At 66.4% G+C, this 17,990-nt stretch carries 11 protein-coding genes; 5 read left to right on the top strand and 6 right to left on the bottom strand.

Annotated elements, in window-relative coordinates:
- Positions 1 to 481: 481 nt before the first annotated feature.
- The 3 genes from ACUSIJ_RS02340 to ahpC form a co-directional block, all read right to left on the bottom strand.
- Positions 482 to 1,444: a LysR substrate-binding domain-containing protein gene (locus ACUSIJ_RS02340; protein WP_449306752.1), complete on the bottom strand. Its 963-nt coding sequence runs from the start codon at positions 1,442 to 1,444 to the stop codon at positions 482 to 484.
- A gap of 4 nt (positions 1,445 to 1,448) precedes the next feature.
- Positions 1,449 to 3,026 (bottom strand): alkyl hydroperoxide reductase subunit F, encoded by a 1,578-nt coding sequence (ahpF, locus tag ACUSIJ_RS02335; RefSeq protein WP_449306751.1) that lies wholly within the window; start codon positions 3,024 to 3,026, stop codon positions 1,449 to 1,451.
- Positions 3,027 to 3,172: 146 nt separating this feature from the next.
- Complete coding sequence (gene ahpC / locus ACUSIJ_RS02330; protein WP_449306750.1) at positions 3,173 to 3,736, bottom strand: alkyl hydroperoxide reductase subunit C; 564 nt, start codon at positions 3,734 to 3,736, stop codon at positions 3,173 to 3,175.
- Positions 3,737 to 4,877: 1,141 nt separating this feature from the next.
- Between ahpC and ACUSIJ_RS02325 the strand changes: the two genes are divergently transcribed.
- The 3 genes from ACUSIJ_RS02325 to ACUSIJ_RS02315 all read left to right on the top strand — a co-directional run bounded on the left by ACUSIJ_RS02325 (position 4,878) and on the right by ACUSIJ_RS02315 (position 9,854).
- Complete coding sequence (locus tag ACUSIJ_RS02325; RefSeq protein WP_449306749.1) at positions 4,878 to 6,821, top strand: PrkA family serine protein kinase; 1,944 nt, start codon at positions 4,878 to 4,880, stop codon at positions 6,819 to 6,821.
- Positions 6,822 to 6,993: 172 nt separating this feature from the next.
- Entirely contained in the window at positions 6,994 to 8,298 is a 1,305-nt protein-coding gene (locus ACUSIJ_RS02320; protein ID WP_449306748.1) for a YeaH/YhbH family protein, read from the top strand.
- On the top strand, positions 8,298 to 9,854 hold the full coding sequence (locus tag ACUSIJ_RS02315; protein ID WP_449306747.1) for a SpoVR family protein: 1,557 nt from the start codon (positions 8,298 to 8,300) through the stop codon (positions 9,852 to 9,854). The genes ACUSIJ_RS02320 and ACUSIJ_RS02315 overlap by 1 nt, the downstream gene beginning before the upstream one ends.
- Positions 9,855 to 9,889: 35 nt before the next feature.
- Here ACUSIJ_RS02315 and ACUSIJ_RS02310 read toward each other — a convergent pair whose 3' ends face one another.
- The gene (locus tag ACUSIJ_RS02310; protein ID WP_449306746.1) at positions 9,890 to 11,728 is read right to left on the bottom strand and encodes a PHA/PHB synthase family protein; all 1,839 of its coding nucleotides are present in this window, start codon (positions 11,726 to 11,728) and stop codon (positions 9,890 to 9,892) included.
- Positions 11,729 to 12,010: 282 nt separating this feature from the next.
- Between ACUSIJ_RS02310 and ACUSIJ_RS02305 the strand changes: the two genes are divergently transcribed.
- Together ACUSIJ_RS02305 and ACUSIJ_RS02300 are read left to right on the top strand one after the other, a co-directional pair.
- Entirely contained in the window at positions 12,011 to 13,972 is a 1,962-nt protein-coding gene (locus ACUSIJ_RS02305) for a DUF47 family protein (RefSeq protein WP_449306745.1), read from the top strand.
- A complete protein-coding gene (locus ACUSIJ_RS02300; protein WP_449306744.1) occupies positions 13,969 to 15,585 on the top strand; it encodes a PEP/pyruvate-binding domain-containing protein in 1,617 nt (538 codons plus the stop codon). Before ACUSIJ_RS02305 ends, ACUSIJ_RS02300 begins: the two co-directional genes overlap by 4 nt.
- Positions 15,586 to 15,652: 67 nt before the next feature.
- Here ACUSIJ_RS02300 and ACUSIJ_RS02295 read toward each other — a convergent pair whose 3' ends face one another.
- Positions 15,653 to 16,324, bottom strand: coding sequence for a hypothetical protein (locus ACUSIJ_RS02295; RefSeq protein ID WP_449306743.1), 672 nt, complete (start codon positions 16,322 to 16,324; stop codon positions 15,653 to 15,655).
- Between the two features lie 490 nt (positions 16,325 to 16,814).
- Complete coding sequence (locus ACUSIJ_RS02290) at positions 16,815 to 17,834, bottom strand: hypothetical protein (RefSeq protein WP_449306742.1); 1,020 nt, start codon at positions 17,832 to 17,834, stop codon at positions 16,815 to 16,817.
- Positions 17,835 to 17,990: the final 156 nt, after the last annotated feature.

Genomic DNA, 17,990 nt, shown 5'->3' with positions numbered 1-17,990 from the left:
CATAAATCCGGCAGGCCCGGTGTCGATTTTTCAGGAATACTGCTTTTCGGGCACGAGCCGCCATGAGCCATCGATCGGACGGCAGGTCGGACGACTAGCTGGTCTCGGTGGGGACGGCATCGCTGCTGTTTGTCATCGATTCTGCGGATGACGAAGCAAAGCTCCGATTCTGCACCACCGACGCCGTATGGCCGGAACGACCGGTGGCCCCGGTTTCATGCAGATCACCGTTCCCGACGTTTGAGGCCGGATGGCCAGTTCGCATACCGTCAGAATAAATGCCCGACATTTCAACGCTCCACTGAAATCCGCAAAAACAAATATGTCAGAATAGCGTCATTATCGTCGCATATGTGACGATCCATGTCAGTGTCGTGGCGTCATTGCGGTAGATACGCGCAATCCGACTCTGCCGGTCTGGCAGCAGCGCAGGGCCGAGAGCCGCGGCGGCGATTGCGCGGGCGTGGTCCGCCGCGCGGTGTCAGGCCGGGGTGGCGGCCTTCGCGGTGGTGGGCCGTGCCGAGTGGCGCGCCTCCCCGGCCTCCGTTACGAGCAGCGATCGCGCTACTTCGCGGACGATGCCCGCCACCGCGGCGAGCACGTCGTCGAGCGCCGAGCTCTTGCGCCAGAACAGGGCGACCTGCCGGCCGGGCGGCGTGCCGGAAAAGCGCAGCAGGCGGATGCCCTCCGCATGCGGCACGGGGGCGGTGGCGGCGAGCTGTGGCAGCAGGGTGATGCCCGACCCGGCGAGCACCATCTGGCGCAGGGTCTCGAGGCTCGTGGCGCGGAAACGCGCCGCCTCGGCCCCGCCCGCCAGATGGCAGACGTCGAGCGCCTGCTCACGCAGGCAATGGCCGTCCTCGAGCAGCATCAGATCGTGCCGGGCGAGTTCCGCCACGTCAATGGTCGCGCGCCGCGCCAGCGGGTGGCGGCGCGGGACGGCGAGCAGAAACGGCTCGTCAAACAGTGCCTCGCAGTGCAGTTGGGCGTGCTGGACGGGGGTGGCGAGGATCGCGGCGTCGAGCCCGCCCGCGTCGAGCCGTTCGAGCAGCACATCGCTCTTGTCCTCGACCAGCAGCAGTTCGAGCCGGGGGAAGCGCTCACCGATCCGCGGCACGACATGGGGCAGCAGATAGGGGCCGAGCGTCGGGAACACGCCGAGCCGCACCGAGCCGGCACCGGGCTGGCGGCACCGGCGCGCCGTCACGCGGATCTGCTCGATCTCGTGCAGGGCGCGGCGGGCGCGCTCGACGATCTCGACGCCGGCGGCCGTCAGCATGACGTTGCGCGGCGCGCGCTCCACCAGCGCCACGCCAAGCTCCTCCTCCAGCTTGCGGATCTGGGTGGAGAGCGTCGGCTGGCTCACGAGACAGACTTCCGCCGCCCGGCCGAAATTGCGGTGCTGGGCCAGGGCGACGAGATATTGCAGCTCCCTGAGGTTCATTCCGTCAGGCAGCCTCGGGTCTCGCCGCCTCGGGAAGCGTGCGGATCAGGTGGTCGAAGGCGGCGAGCGAGGCTTTCGCGCCCTCGCCGATGGCGATGACAATCTGCTTGTAGGGCACAGTCGTGGCGTCGCCCGCCGCGAACACGCCCGGCAGCGAGGTCTGGCCGTGGGCGTCGACCACGATCTCGCCGCGCGGCGTCAGATCCACCACGTCCTTCAGCCACTCGGTGTTGGGCAGCAGGCCGATCTGCACAAAAATGCCCTCCAGCGGCAACGTGCGCAGCTCACCGGACCTGCGGTCCTCGTAGACGAGACCGTTGACCTTCTGCCCGTCGCCGGTCACCTCCGTGGTGCGGGCGGAGGTGATAATGTCGACGTTCGCCAGCGTGTTGAGCTTGCGCTGCAGCACCTCGTCGGCGCGAAGCCGTCCCTCGTACTCGATCAGCGTCACGTGGCTGACGATGCCGGCAAGGTCGATCGCCGCCTCGACGCCGGAATTGCCGCCGCCGATCACCGCCACGCGCCTGCCCTTGAACAGCGGGCCGTCGCAGTGGGGGCAATAGGCCACGCCCTTGTTGCGGTAGGTGTCCTCGCCGGGCACGTTCATCTGCCGCCAGCGCGCACCGGTGGCGAGGATGACGGTCTTCGAGTGCAGCTTCGCGCCGCTCGCGAGCCCGACCTCGACGAGCCAGCCGGTGACTGAGAGCCGCTCGGCGCGTTGCAGGTTGATGATGTCGACCTCGTATTCGCGCACGTGCTGTTCGAGCGCCGTGGCGAGCTTCGGCCCTTCGGTATGCGGGATGGAGATGAAATTCTCGATCGCCAGCGTGTCGAGCACCTGCCCGCCGAAGCGCTCCGCCACGACGCCGGTGCGGATGCCCTTGCGCGCCGCGTAGATCGCGGCCGCGGCGCCGGCGGGGCCGCCGCCGACAACGAGCACGTCGAAGGCGTCGCGGGCGTTGATCTTCTCGACATCGCGCGCGGCCGACGCCGTGTCGATCCTGGCGATGATCTCCTCCAGGCTGGTGCGGCCCTGCCCGAACACCTCGCCGTTGAGGTAGACGGTGGGCACCGCCATCACCTGCCGCGCCGCGACCTCGTCGGGAAAGGCCGCGCCGTCGATGGCGACGTGCCGGATGCGCGGGTTGAGCACCGCGAGCAGGTTCAGCGCCTGCACCACGTCCGGGCAGTTCTGGCAGCTCTGCGAGTAATAGGTCTCGAAGGTGAAATCGCCGTCGACGGCCTTCGCCTGATCGATGATCGCCTGCTCCACCTTGGGCGGATAGCCCCCCACCTGCAGGAGCGCCAGCACGAGCGAGGTGAACTCGTGTCCCATCGGCAGGCCGGCGAAGCGCAGGCTGATGTCCTGGCCGGGCGAGGTCAGGGCGAAGGAGGGCGCGCGCTCGCCGTCGCCGGAAAGCTCGGTCACGGTGATCTTGTCGGACAGGGCGCGGATATCGGCGAGCAGGCCCTGCAACTCGCGCGACCTCGCGCCGTCGTCGAGCGAGGCGACGATGTGCACCGGACGCACCACCCGCTCCAGATAGGTCTTGAGCTGGGCTTTCAGGCCATCGTTCAGCATGATCATCCTCCGGGGTCGTGTGAGAGGGAAAAGGCGGCAAACCGCAGGCCATCGCCATCCGGTGGCCTCGGGTCTGCGGCCCGCACACCCTCCGCGGCGGCACGGGCCGCCGCGGAAGGCACATGCGGCAATCAGATCTTGCCCGATCAGATCTTGCCGACCAGGTCGAGCGAGGGCGCGAGCGTCGCTTCGCCTTCCTCCCACTTGGCCGGGCAGACCTCACCCGGATGCGCGCGCACGTACTGGGCGGCCTTGACCTTGCGCAGCAGCTCCTCGGCGTTGCGGCCGATGCCCTCGGCCGTGACCTCGACGATCTGGATCACGCCGTCGGGATCGACGAGGAAGGTGCCGCGATCGGCGAGGCCCTGATCCTCGCGCAGCACCTCGAAGTTGCGCGACAGCGTCGCGGTGGGGTCGCCGAGGAGCGCGTACTGAACCTTGCCGATGGTCTCGGAGGTGTCGTGCCACGCCTTGTGGGTGAAGTGCGTGTCGGTGGAGACGCCATAGATCTCGACGCCGAGCTTCTGGAACTCGCCGTAATGGTCGGCCAGATCGCCGAGCTCGGTCGGGCAGACGAAGGTGAAGTCAGCCGGGTAGAAGAAAAACACCGACCACGTGCCCTTCACGTCGGCATCGGTGACCTCGATGAACTTGCCCTGCTTGTAGGCCTGCGCCGTGAACGGTTTGATCGGCGTATTGACGAGAGACATGGCGGCTCCTTGCGTTGATCACGGTGTAACTGGCAGGCGGGAGCGGATACGCAATGGGCAGCCCCCGCCTTCGCAATGCAACATTAGGAGACACGTTCACGAAAATAAAATAGATAAAATCATGGGTTATCGATAGATCCAGGCTATCGCAGCGCATCACGGCCGGCCAGGAAACGGCCGCTTCCAACGGCTTGGCACGAATAATGCGTTATCCGGCAATGGATTGCGATATCGAGTGGCAGGAATGCGTCTGGCGCATAGCATGTCGGCCCGCAGGCCGGTAGCGAGTGCGACCGTTTGCCTCATCGGGCGGTTGCGCGGACGCAAGCCCGCCCAGGGGGCGGGCATGGGGCGGGCATGGGGGCGGGCAGTAAGTGCAGGCATGGCGTCGGCCGTCGGCGGTGGGGCGAGCCGTCGCCGGCAGCGTTCCCCGCCACGGGCGGGCCGGCGCAGGGATCACGTCTTCGTGATGATCAAGACGCTCGGCCGGGGCAGCGAGACCGGCGACCGCCTCGCACGGACGGTGCTCCAAACCCGTTATGCCGACGTCGTCGCCCCAACTATCCCCGTCCGGATATCGGGCCGCGTGGCCCACAACCCCCGACGAAACCTCCGCCTGTCACCCCCGGCGGAGGTTTCGCCGACGAGCGCGCCGGAACATGTTGCGCCGCAACATGTTTGCACGGCTTCGATTCGCCGAAAGTTTCGTTCGTCCGGTCAACCTCTACTTCACATACATGAAATCTTTGTAAGATATTATTAATTCCTATCTGGAAGTATCTCATATATATTTACGTGGTATGTTTCCCGGAAAGAATTCTATGCCGGGAGCCGCAAGGCGCCGGAGTGGCCGCGCCCCTTCCCGCGGCCGCGATGACAAGCGCGTGATGACCGGCACCCGGGCCCGTGCAGGGCGCAAAAAGAAATTGTGCAACTGCGAAATAGGGCTCACAATTCGGATGATGGTAAGGGAATCGCATGATTCCCTGCCATGGATATGTTGCTTTTCCGGCGCAGTGCTTATGTGAAGTCATGTGGAAACGCGCAATATGGCTTTGCAGTCCGGATAGGTCGGGGAGCAGAATAGCTCGAAGGAGCGGGTTTTCAGGGGTATCCATTTTTTCAAGGTTGAGGGTCAGCAATGGCAGCGAACGGCGATCTCTTCACCAGCTACGCACAGGCTTTCGAAGCGCGGCGGCAGGTTGAAATGTCCCTTGAGGAATACCTCAAGGGCTGTCGCAGCGATCCCATGTTTTACGCCAGCGCGCCGGAGCGTCTGCTGGCGGCCATCGGCGAGCCCGAGATCATCGACACCTCCCGCGACCCGCGTCTCGGCCGGATCTTCATGAACCGGACGATCCGCAAATACAAGAGCTTTGCCGAATTCCATGGCATGGAGGAGACGATCGAGCGCATCGTCTCGTTCTTCCGCCACGCGGCGCAGGGGCTGGAGGAGCGCAAGCAGATTCTCTATCTGCTGGGGCCCGTCGGCGGCGGCAAATCGTCACTGGCCGAACGAATCAAGGCGCTGATGGAGGTCCATCCCATCTACGTGCTCAAGGCCGGCGATCAGGTGAGCCCGGTGTTCGAGAGCCCGCTCGGCCTCTTCGACACCTCGCTCGCGCCGCGTCTGGAGGACGATTACGGCATCCCGGCGCGCCGCCTCACCGGGCTCATCAGCCCGTGGTGCCGCAAGCGGCTGGAGGAATTCGGCGGCGACATCTCCAAGTTCAAGGTGGTGCGCATCCTGCCCTCGCGGCTGAGGCAGGAAGCCATCGCCAAGACGGAACCGGGCGACGAGAACAACCAGGACATCTCGGCGCTGGTCGGCAAGGTCGACATCCGCCAGCTCGAGCACCTGTCGCAGAACGATCCGGACGCCTACAGCTACTCCGGCGGCCTCAACCGCGCCAACCAGGGCATGCTCGAGTTCGTCGAGATGTTCAAGGCGCCGATCAAGATGCTGCACCCGCTGCTCACCGCGACGCAGGAAGGCAACTACGTCGGCACGGAGAACATCGGCGCGATTCCGTTCACCGGCGTCATCCTGGCGCACTCGAACGAGTCCGAGTGGCAGAACTTCAAGAACAACAAGAACAACGAAGCCTTCATCGACCGCATCTACGTCATCAAGGTGCCCTACTGCCTCAGGGTGCACGAGGAGCAGAAGATCTACGAGAAGCTCGTGCGCGGCTCCGAACTGTCGGAGGCGGCCTGCGCGCCCGGCACGCTGGAGCTCCTGGCGCGCTTCTCGGTGCTGTCGCGCCTGCGCGAGCACGAGAATTCCAACCTGTTCTCGAAGATGCGCGTCTATGACGGCGAGAACCTGCGCGAGATCGACCCGCGCGCCCGCAGCCTGCAGGAATACAAGGACGCGGCCGGCGTCGATGAAGGCATGGACGGCATCTCCACCCGCTTCGCCTTCAAGGCGCTGGCGGCGGCCTTCAACTACGACACCACCGAGGTCGCGGCCGATCCCGTGCATCTGATGTACGTGCTCGAGCAGATGATCCGCCAGGAGCAGCTCCCGGCCGAAACCGAGAAGCGCTATCTGGAGTTCATCAAGGGCGAGCTCGCGCCCCGCTACGCCGAGTTCATCGGCCACGAGATCCAGAAGGCCTATCTCGAATCCTACCACGACTACGGCCAGAACCTGTTCGACCGTTACGTGGCCTACGCCGATGCGTGGATCGAGGATCAGGACTTCAAGGATCCCGACACCGGGCAGCTGCTCGACCGCGAGCTGATCAACCAGGAGCTGACCAAGATCGAGAAGCCGGCCGGCATCGCGAACCCCAAGGATTTCCGTAACGAGGTGGTGAAGTTCGCCCTGCGCACGCGCGCCCACCACGGCGGGGCCAACCCGTCGTGGACGAGTTACGAAAAAATCCGCGAGGTGATCGAGCGGCGCATGTTCAGCCAGGTAGAGGATCTCTTGCCGGTCATCAGCTTCGGCTCGAAGAAGGACGGCGAGACGGAGAAGAAGCACGACGAATTCGTGCATCGCATGAGTGAAAGAGGATATACTGAGCGGCAGGTGCGCCGCCTGGTCGAATGGTACATGCGCGTGAAGCAGGCGGGCTGACCGTTCGCGGGCCGTTCCGGGGAGAGTGCCCGGCACTTTTCCGTCCGGAATGGCGGCGGAGCGGCAAAGAGAGGGAGGTTCGACGATTTGACAGAAGCGGCGGACCTCATCGGTTTCAGGGAAGAGGCGGCGCACGCCGTGCCGCTTCGGACTCCATCGGGGTGATGCTTCTGTGCATATAATCGATCGACGCCTCAATCCGGGAGGCAGGAGTTTCACCAACCGGCAACGGTTCCTGCGCCGGGCGAAAAACCTGGTTCAGCGGGCCGTCCGTGAGGATTTCAAGAACCGCAGCATCAGGGATCTGGACCAGGGCGGCGAGGTCACCATCGTCCGCGAGGGCGTGCACGAGCCCGTCCTGCGCCGTGGCGCCGGCGGCGGCAGGCGCGACTATGTGCTGCCGGGCAACAAGGAATACGTCGAGGGCGACAACCTGCGCCGCCCGCCGCCCGGAGGCGGTGGTGGCAGCGGGCCGGAGGCGGGCGAGGGCAGCGGCGAGGACGCCTTCCGCTTCCTGCTGACGCGCGAGGAATACCTCGACCTGTTCCTCGACGATCTCGAACTGCCCAACCTCGCCAAGCGCAAGCTGACCGGCGCCGACACCAAGGAGCCGCGCCGGGCGGGCTATTCCACCACCGGCTCGCCGTCGGCCCTGTCGGTGACGCGCACCATGCGCAACGCCCTGTCGCGGCGCATCGCCCTGCACCGGCCGGGACGCGAGACGCTCCGCGAGCTCGAGGAGGAAATCGGCGCGCTCACCGCGAGCGGCGACGATCCGCTGCGGCTGGAAGCCCTGCGGGCCGAACACCAGCGCCTGCTGACGCGCAGCCGGCGCATCGCCTACATCGACCCCATCGACCTGCGCTACCGCCGCTACGAGCTGACGCCGCGCCCGGTGGCGCAGGCGGTGATGTTCTGCCTCATGGACGTGTCGGGCTCGATGAGCGAGCACATGAAGGACCTCGCGAAGCGCTTCTACGCGCTGCTGCACATCTTCCTGCGCCGCAGCTATCGCAACGTCGACGTGGTGTTCGTCCGCCACACCGACCACGCCGAGGAGGTGGACGAGGATACGTTCTTCCACAGCCCGGAGACGGGGGGCACCATCGTCTCGACGGCGCTCGACGAGATGCTGCGCGTGGTGCGCGAGCGCTACGACCCGGACGACTGGAACATCTACGTGGCGCAGGCGTCGGACGGCGACAACATCGGCACCGACAGCTCCCGCGTGGCCAAGCTCGTCAACGAGCAGATCCTGCCGATCTGCCAGTATTTCGCCTATCTCGAAGTGGGGCGCGGCGACAGCAACCTGCCGGCAGGCGTGGTGACGCGCACCACCGACCTGTGGCGCACCTACGAGACGCAGGTGCCCGGGGGCGGCCACTTCGTCATGCGCAAGGTCTGGCACCGGCGCGAGATCTACCCCGTGTTCCGCGAGCTGTTCCGCCGCAACGGCGCCGACGAGGGAGGGGCGTGATGGTCGCCATCTCCGACAAATATCCGCTGCTCTACGAGGGGAGCGACTGGGATTTCAGCACCATCCAGCGCATCCACGACACCGTCGAGGAAGTGGCGCGCAGGAAGCTCGGCCTCAACACCTATCCCAACCAGATCGAGGTGATCACGGCCGAGCAGATGCTCGACGCCTACGCCTCCACCGGCATGCCGCAGCTCTATCGGCACTGGTCGTTCGGCAAGCAGTTCGCCCACCACGAGATGATCTACCGCAAGGGCATGGGCGGGCTCGCCTACGAGATCGTCATCAACTCGAACCCCTGCATCAGCTACATCATGGAGGAGAACACCGCCATGATGCAGACGCTGGTGATCGCCCACGCGGCCTTCGGCCACAACCATTTCTTCAAGAACAACTACCTGTTCCGGCAATGGACCGACGCCGAGGGCATTCTCGACTATCTCGCCTTCGCCAAGCGCTACATCACCCAGTGCGAGGAGCGCTACGGCCTTTCGGCCGTGGAGCGGCTGCTCGACGTGGCGCATTCGCTGCAGAATCAGGGCGTGCACCGCTACCCGCGCCGCGCCCGGCTCGACCTCAAGGCCGAGAAGCAGCGCGAGGTGGAGCGCCAAGCCTATCAGGAACAGGTGTACAACGACCTGTGGCGCACCGTGCCGGGCCAGTCGCAGCGGGCGGTGGGCCGCTCGTCCGCCGAGCGCCGGCGCGCGCTGCTCAAGCTGCCCGAGGAGAACATCCTCTACTTCCTCGAGAAGACCGCGCCCCTGCTGCAGCCGTGGCAGCGTGAGGTGCTGCGCATCGTCCGCCACGTGGCGCAGTATTTCTATCCCCAGTCGCAGACCAAGGTGATGAACGAGGGCTGCGCCACCTGGTGCCACTACCGGATCATGACGCAGCTGCACGAGCAGGGCTCCATCAACGACGGCGCGTTCCTGGAATTCCTGCAGTCGCACGCCAACGTCATCATGCAGCCCACCTACGACCAGCCCTATTACAGCGGGCTGAACCCCTACGCCATCGGCTTCGCCATGATGCAGGACATCGTGCGCATCTGCGAGACGCCCGAGGACGAGGACCGCGAATGGTTCCCCGACATCGCCGGCCGTGGCGACGCGGTGGAGGTGCTCAAGCACGTGTGGGCGAATTTTCGCGATGAAAGCTTCCTGGCCCAGTATCTCAGCCCGCGCCTCATCCGCGAGTGGCGGCTGTTCCATCTGGAGGACGACGCCAGCCGGCCGACCATGGTGGTGGGCGCGATCCACGACGAGCGCGGCTACCGGCGCATCCGCAACGCGCTCGCCCGCCAGTACGACATCGGCTGGCAGCAGGCGGACATCCAGATCGTCGATGTCGACCTCGATGGCGACCGCCAGCTCACCCTGCAGCACGCGACGGTCAACGGCGTGCTGCTCTACGAGAAGGACATCGAGCAGGTGCTGCAGAACCTCGCCGCCGTCTGGGGCTACCGGGTGGTGCTGCGCGAGATCGACCCGGCGACGGGCAAGCTCTTGAAGGAGCACGCGGTCAAGGCGCCGCAGCGTGACGGCCTGATCGTCTGAGCGAAAGGGGCACGGGCCGCCGCCGGCGGCCGACGTCACCGTTGCAGGACGTAGGTCCCCGGCGCGTCGCCCATCGGGGGAAATCCCCTCTCGGCTGCGCCCGGCGCGCGGGCGGGCACGCGTTCCGGCAGGACGCGGTCAGCGAGCCACTGCGCCCACGCCGGCCACCACGATCCCTCCCGCACTTCCGCCGCCTGCGCCCATTCCTCCGGGCTCAGGCAGATGTCGTCGGCCCGCTTCTGGGCGATGCGGAAGCGTCTGCGCGGCCGCCCCGGCTCGCTCACGATGCCCGCATTGTGCCCGCCGCTGGTGAGCACGAAGGTGACCTCCGTGTCGCTGAGGTAGTGGATCTTGTAGACGGAGCGCCACGGCGCGACGTGGTCGCGCTCCGTGCCGACCACGAACAGCGGCGTGCGGATGTTCTGCACCGCGGCCGGGCGGCCGTCGACCAGGAAACGCCCGACCGCCAGCTCGTTGTCGAGATAGAGCCGCTGCAGATATTCGGAATGCATCCGGTAGGGCATGCGGGTGGAATCGGCGTTCCATGCCATCAGGTCGATCATCGGCGTGCGCTCGCCGATCAGGTAATCGTGCACGAGGCGCGACCAGATGAGATCGTTGGAGCGCAGAAGCTGGAACGCGCCGGCCATCTGCTCGGAATCGAGATAGCCCCGGTTCCACATCATGCTCTCGATGAAATGCACCTGGCTGTGGTCGATGAACAGGGCGAGTTCGCCCGGCTCCGAAAAATCCGTCTGCGCGGCGAGAAGCGTCACCGTGGCGAGGCGGTCGTCGCCCCCCCGCGCCATGGCGGCGGCGGCGATCGTCAGCAGGGTGCCGCCGAGGCAGTAGCCGGCGGCGTGGATCTTCTGGCCGGGGACGATGGCGTTGATCGCGTTGAGTGCAGCCATCACGCCTTGCCGGCGATACTCCCCCAGGGTGAGATAGCGGTCCTCGACGCCGGGGTTGCGCCACGAGATGCAGAAGACGGTATGGCCCTGGGCGACCAGATACCGGATCAGCGAATTGTGCGGCGACAGATCGAGAATGTAGTACTTCATGATCCACGCCGGCACGATCAGCAGCGGCTCGGCGAAAACCGTCTCGGTGGTCGGCGAATACTGGATCAGCTCGATCAGATGGTTGCGGTAGACGACCTTGCCAGGCGTGACGGCGACATCGTGGCCGACGACGAAGTTCTCCGATCCCACGGGCGGCTGCCGCGTCGCCTGCAGCGCCGCGTCCTCCAGCCAGTTGTGGAAGCCCTGAACGAGGCTCGCGCCCCCCGTCTCCATGGTCTTGCGGATCACTTCCGGGTTGGTGAAGGGATTGTTGGAGGGCGAGAACACGTCAAGGATCTGCCGGGCGCAGAAGGCGATGACATCCTCGTGATGCGGTGTCACGCCCGGCACGTCGCGGGTCATGCTGTCCCACCATTCCTGATGGAGCAGGAACGCCTGCGACCAGAAACGGAACGGCGCCTCCTGCCACGCGGGATCGCTGAACCGGCGGTCGCCCGGCTGGGGGGCGATGCATGGCGGGGTTTCGTGATCGATCACCGACGCGGCGATGCAGTTCAGCAGGCGGAGCGCCTTGTTCGCCGCCCTGTAGGCGAGCTCGGCGCGCTTGCCGGGGGCGTGCGCGAGGTGGATCGCCCAGTCGAGATAGGCGATCGACAGGGCCGCCGGCGACAGGCCGCCGGTGAACTGGGCGCTCAGCGCCTCGCGGATGCGGTCGATGGCCTTGAACCCTTCCTGCTCCGCAATGGGCTCGGGCAGAGGAATGAGGTGCGACAGCCGCCGGGTGGTCGAGGGAGCGGACGGAAGAACGGCGGGAAGAGCGGGTGACGCGGCGGTGTCCGATACTGACGGCATTGTGGTGCTCTCCCGATGCATGGCCATCCGCCGGCCAGAGCTTTCCGGGGCGGCGCCGGCAGTCTTATCGGGGCGAGTATCGGCTGTCGTTGACGCTTGTCAATGCGCCCGGGCGCCGCCAAACTCATTGATAGCGACGCGATGGCGGCGATCTTCCGTATTCGCCCGAAGAGGGGACCGAAAACCGACACAAAACATTTGTATCGGGTCGCTAGGAGCTCACCCAAGCGACGGTGCCGCGGCATCCGCTTTTTGGTTTGATGCTTGAGAGGGATCGACACTATGGAAAAGACGGATGTCGTTGCCGCCCTCGGGCAATCGAAGCTGCTGCTGCCGGCGCGGATCAAGGCCGCGCTCGCGGCCAACGACCGGCTCAAGTTCGCGCTGACCGCGCTGCAGGCCGCCGCAGCCCATGCCGCGGACAGCACGGCGCCGCTGCTCGACCTGCGCCACGACTACGCCGCCGCGCGCGTCGATGCGCCGTGGATGCTGGCCATGCAGGACAAGGCGTGGATGGAGAACGGCACGCTGCATCTGGCCGACCTGCCGAAGCTGGGCGAACGCCTCGACGAGGATATCGGCCTGATGGCCCGGCCGCTGGAGGAGAGCACGGACGCGCCCCACAGGGCGCAGCTCGAACGGGTCGCGCACTGGCGCGGCTGGCTGAAGGGGCTCGACGCCGGCGTGCTCGACGCCGCCCGGCTCGCGGCGCTGACGAGCGGGCGGCGGGACGGCGACGACACGTTCCACATTCTGGTGATGGACCTGCACAAGAGCCTGAACCAGCTCGCGGCGGACCTGTCGGACGAGACCGTCGACGGCGCCCATGTCTGGCAGATCGGCGCCGACGACCGGGAGCGCGTCGCCGCCTTCATGCGCGGGCTCAACCGCACGCGGGGCCTGAAGTTCGACCATCCCGGCCTTGACACCGCGGCGACGCGCGACGGCCCCGTCCTGCTGATCCAGAACGACATCGGCACCAACGACGTGCATGTGCTCGTGGTCAAGGTCGAAGGGCTCGCCATCACCCTCACCTATTCCGACCTGCACGAGCGCCGCTTCACGTTCTTCCGCAACCTGCTGGCGGAGATCGGCGCGCAATGGTCGGACATCGGCACGCGCCGCAACGCCGGCCTCAACCTCGGCGCGGACTACATCGTCGGCAACGCGCGCTTCGACTGCGCCGACACGGCGGCGCTCGATACCGCGCTGGAGGGGCTTGCGGGGCGCATCGTGTTCCTGATCGACTGGAACCGGGCGCGCAAGCGGCTGAACCGGCTCGTCGCCAAATCGCTGTCCATCGAGGTGCTCACGCAGGCCGCGCGGCACGAGACCGGCCACATGGGCTGGCTGCTCGCGGGAGCCGAACGGCTCGTGTTCGATGCCATGGAAGCCCTCTCGCCCGACCATTTCCACATCGGCGACCAGCTCGACACGGTGCTGGGCGCGGAGGAGGCGCGCGACTTTCTGGTGGAGACGCTGGCGCTGTGCGCCCAGGCGATGCTTGCCGGGCAGACGACAAGCCTCATCGCCGATCAGGTGCGGCTGCTGCTGTCGCGCCATGTCAGCCGCCACCGCGACGAATTCGCGCTGCTCGGCGAGCATGCCGCCTACTGCCATGCGCTGGCGGAAGGCATCCGCGACGCCCTCGCCTACGGCCACGAGACCGACCTCGCGGCGACGCAGAAGCTCGCCGAGCGCGCCAAGGCCTGGGAGCGCAAGGCCGATCATCTCGTCATCCGCCTGCGCGAGCAGGCGGAGGTCAACCCGCGCCGGCTGCCGTTCCGGCGGCTGATCGAATGCGCCGACGACGCGGCCGACGCGCTGGAGGAAGCCGCCTTCCTGCTGTCGCTGATCGCCGAGGACCATTCCCGGGGCTGGAACGACGAATTGCGCGCCGTGCTGCGCCGGCTCGCCGACAAGGTGCTGGAGGCGGCGCAGGACCACGTCAAGGCGCTGGCGGTGGCGCGCACGCTGACCGAGGCGAGCCTCGCCGGGGACCAGGACGAGTTCCTCGCCGCGTGCTGGCGGGTGGTCAACGCCGAGCGCTCGTGCGATGCGCTGACGCGCGACGTGCGGCGACTGTTCGCGCGTCACGTGTCGGATGCGGCCTCCCTCAGCCTCGGCAACGATTTCGCCGGCGCGCTGGAGGCATCGACCGACGCGCTGCTGCGGACCGGCTATGCCATGCGCGGCCTCGTCTTCACGCGGGTCGGCGCCGATCGTGAAGGGAGGCAGGCGTGACAGAGCAGGAGCCGGTCAACCAGGAGCCGGTCTACCGGCGGATCTACAGGATTGCCGGGGGCGAGACCCTCGACGCCGGCGCCTCGGCCGAGGCGCTCGGCTTCAAGGCCTATAACCTCGCCCGGATGGCAGCGCTGGGCCTCAACGTGCCCCCCGCCTTCGTACTCGGAACGGGCTTCTGCGCCGCGCCCGGCACGGTCACGCCCGCGCTGTGGCGGGAGGCGCTGGACTGGCTCGAATCCGCGACGGACCTGCGCTTCGGCGATCCCCGGCGCCCGCTGCTGCTGTCCGTGCGCTCGGGCGCGCCGGTGTCGATGCCGGGGATGATGGACACGCTGCTCAACATCGGCCTGACCGAGACGACGCTGCCGGGGCTGATCCGCCTGACCGGCCATCCCCGGCTGACGTGGGATGCCTACCGGCGGCTGATCGCCGGCTACGGCGAGGTGGTGGCGGGCATCGAGGCGAACGCCTTCGAGGAGGACCTCGACGCCGTGCGCAAGGGGCAGGCGCCGGGCGAGGACGAGCGGTCGCTCGACTTCGCCGCGCTGCGCGACCTGGCGCAGCGCCATCTCGACACCTACCGGCGGCTGGCGGGCGAGGCTTTCCCACAAGATGCGACGGCGCAGCTGCAGGCCGCCATCCGCGCGGTGTTCCACTCGTGGTCGAGCGCCAAGGCCGTCGCCTATCGCAAGATGCGCGGGCTCGACGACGCCATGGGCACGGCGGTGACGGTGCAGCGCATGGTGTTCGGCAATGCCGGCGGCGTCTCGGGCGCGGGCGTGGGCTTCACCCGCAACCCGAGCGACGGCGAGCCCGCGCCGTGGGTCGACTTCCTGTTCAACGCCCAGGGCGAGGACGTGGTCAGCGGCCGGCGTAGCGCCCAGGGGCACGAGCGGCTCGCGTCGGTCGCGCCCCAGGTGTGGGACGAGCTCGTCGCGGCGACGAAGGTACTGGAGCGGCATTTCGGCGACATGCAGGATTTCGAGTTCACCGTGGAGAACGGCGAGCTCTTCCTGCTGCAGACGCGCGACGGCAAGCGCACGCCCCAGGCGACCGCCCGCATCGCCCTCGACATGGCCGACGAGGGGCTGATCGACGCCGACACCGCACGCGCCCGTACGCGCGACCTCGACGCCGCCGCGCTGACGACGCGGGTCATCGTGGCCGAGGACGGCGCGCCGCCGACCGCGCTTGGCCACGGCGCGACGGCCGCGAGCGGCGTGGCGAGCGGCGCCGCCGCGCTGGACGCGGCGCAGGTGGATGCCCTGCGGGCGGAGGGCAAGCGCGTGATCCTGGTGCGGCGCAACGCTGAGACCCATGACGTCGCCCTTCTCGACGTGGCGGACGGCCTCCTCACCCGCCACGGCGCGCGCACGTCGCACGCCGCCGTGGTGGCGCGCCAGCTCGGCAAGGTCTGCCTCGTCGGCTGCGAGGCGCTGCGCATCGACGAGAAGACCGGCAGCATCGGCTTCGGCGAGCGCTGGCTCGACCCGGGCAGCAGCATCACCCTCGACGGCAACAGCGGCGCGATCTACGCCGGCACCCTGAAGACCGCCGAGCAGGCCCCCGAGGAACTGCTGCGGCGGCTCGGCAAGCTGCACGGGCGATAGAGCGCCTATCGTTCAAACGGAATCGTTTGAACGATAGGAATTCACTCAAAATCAATAAGTTAGAGCATCACGCGTCGGGATCGTCGTTGTCGATCAGATAGCGCCGGTTGGCGGCGGCGGCGATGAACTGCTCGATCCGGCCGCTCTCGCGCCGGAATATCAGGGCCTGATCCCAGCGCGGCCGTTCGATGTGCTTGCAGCCGTCGGTGAGCGCGAAGAACGCCCGATAATCCCGTTCGGTCACGACGAGCGGCGGCAGGCCGTGCGACACCAGCGCATAGCTGGCGATGAGGGTCGCCGTGCGGCGGTTGCCCTCGATGAAGAGCTGCGGCGAACTCGTCACGTGCAGAAAGATGCCCGCCGCCAGCGCCTCCGGCCCGCTCGCGCGATGGCGCAGCAGCCATTCGATCCGCTCGCCGATGCCGCCGACGGAATCGTCGTAGAAGCGGCGCTCCGTCTGCTCGATATGGACGCGGAACTGCTGGCGCCGCTCGGGCGTCCTGCCGCACAGAACCAGATGGTTGAGCTCCAGCCAGTGTTGCGAGCTGCCGTAATTGAACAGGTCGACGCCCTCGCGCAACAAGTCGTTGACATAGGCGTAGCCGTTCATCATGCGGCGGATCACATCGACGGAGAGCGGTTCCTTGTCGTCGAAGCCCGCCGCGTCGGGCCGCTTCGACACCTTCATCAGACCCGCCAGCGCCCCCCCTATTTCCTGAAGGTTCATCACCAGCCCCATCCGGTTTCTCCCGCGCCAGCCACGGTGGGCCGTGTTGTTCGGCCCATGCGGGAGAGTCATGAAACGCGGAACGCCATTCAACACATTCAAAACATTGCCGATCATAATATAAACCCTCATCAAATAAAATATACTAATGTTGTTTATAAAAGATATTGTATTCTGATGTAGAAATATTCTATAAAAAATTACATGTTCATATCGAAACAGGGCCGCCTTCCGCCGCAAGAGCCCGGAACACAGTCTGTCTGAATACTTGCAGAAAGCGGCCCGAACGTCAAATGTCGTTTGCGATACCGCGGCGGCCCGGTGGGTCCGTTAAAGCAGCGGACGTTCGAATTGAATCGGATCGCCGCTCTATCTTTTGTTTACTCATCAAGCCGAAAAGTGTGTGCACTTTTCGGCTTGATGCTATAGAGGGCATCTTTAAGCGAATTCTGATCGATCGAACGTTTCCATTTGACCGGAAAGCGCTCCGGGCAACGGCGCCTCACGCATCGGGCGGGCGCGCCGCGCCGGCCGGGGCAGCGCCGTCGGCAAGGTAGCGCCGGTCCGCCGTCGCGCGGATGAACTCCTCGATCCGGCCGCTCTCGCGGCGGAACGTCAGGGCCTGATCCCAGCGCGGCCGCTCGATGAGCTTGCAGTCGTCGGTGAGCGCGAAGAAGGCCTGATAGTTCCGCTCGGTGACGACGATCGGCGGCAGCCCGGCCGATACCAGCGCATGGCTCGCGATCAGGGTCGCCGTGCGGCAGTTGCCCTCGATGAAGAGTTGCGGCGAGCTCGTTATATGCAGGAAAATGCCCGCCGCCAGCGCCACTGGCCCGTCGGCGCGCCGGCGCGACAGCCACTCCATCCGCTCGCCGATGCCGCCGACGGAATCGTCGTAGAAGCGGCGCTCCGTCTCCTCGATGTGATGGCGAAACTGCTCCCGCCGTTCGGGGGTCGTGCCGCACAGAACGAGATGATTGAGCTCCAGCCAGTGATGCGAACTGCCGTGGCTGAACAGGTCCACCCCGTCGCACAGCAATTGGTCGACATAGGCGTAGCCGTTCATCATGCGGCGAATGATGTCGGAGGACAACGGCTCCTTAGTGGCGAAACCGTCCGCCTTGGGCCGCACCGCCACAGCCATCAGGCGCGTCAATGCGTCCTCGATCTCCCGGAGGTTCATCGCCGGCCGGACACCGCCCCCGCCCTGCCGGGGCAAGCCTTCCGCATCACGGGCGGAAGACGCGAGGCTCGGACCGCCCATCAGCTTGAACACGTTGTCGAACATGAAATAAAAACCGTTCAGGCTAAAGCTGTCGATGACATTCTGAACGATTTTCGTATTCAGCTTGATATACTCATCGAGAAAATTCGAACCGGATTTCTCTCCCGCAGGCGTATCCGGCTTGGCGCCCGGCTTGGCGCCCGGCTTGGCGTCCGGTTTGGCGCGCGTGCCGTCGTCCGCCTGACGATCGTCGTGCGGCGAGCCGGGCGTCGCATCTTGTCGAGGAGGGTTGGCCACAATGGATCGCTTAACGTTGGAGCGCTTCCGATCAGCGCCCGCTCGAATGATGACCGCAAGAGCGCTGCCGAAGCCCGGTCGATCGGATCTTGCCCCGGACCGGCGGATCGCGCAGCGACCGCGCGAAGGGCCAATCCCCTTCGTCGTGCGCTGCGC

The organism is Pseudochelatococcus sp. B33, assembly GCF_053570585.1.
This window is presented reverse-complemented; position numbering and strand designations above follow the sequence as displayed.

Excerpts from the sequence above, each read along its gene's own strand:
- ahpC (WP_449306750.1), bottom strand. The coding sequence starts at position 3,736 with ATGTCTCTCGTCAATACGCCGATCAAACCGTTCACGGCGCAGGCCTAC.
- ACUSIJ_RS02340 (WP_449306752.1), bottom strand. The coding sequence starts at position 1,444 with ATGAACCTCAGGGAGCTGCAATATCTCGTCGCCCTGGCCCAGCACCGC.
- ACUSIJ_RS02315 (WP_449306747.1), top strand. The coding sequence starts at position 8,298 with ATGGTCGCCATCTCCGACAAATATCCGCTGCTCTACGAGGGGAGCGAC.
- ACUSIJ_RS02295 (WP_449306743.1), bottom strand. The coding sequence starts at position 16,324 with ATGGGGCTGGTGATGAACCTTCAGGAAATAGGGGGGGCGCTGGCGGGT.
- ACUSIJ_RS02310 (WP_449306746.1), bottom strand. The coding sequence starts at position 11,728 with ATGCCGTCAGTATCGGACACCGCCGCGTCACCCGCTCTTCCCGCCGTT.
- ACUSIJ_RS02325 (WP_449306749.1), top strand. The coding sequence starts at position 4,878 with ATGGCAGCGAACGGCGATCTCTTCACCAGCTACGCACAGGCTTTCGAA.
- ACUSIJ_RS02305 (WP_449306745.1), top strand. The coding sequence starts at position 12,011 with ATGGAAAAGACGGATGTCGTTGCCGCCCTCGGGCAATCGAAGCTGCTG.
- ahpF (WP_449306751.1), bottom strand. The coding sequence starts at position 3,026 with ATGCTGAACGATGGCCTGAAAGCCCAGCTCAAGACCTATCTGGAGCGG.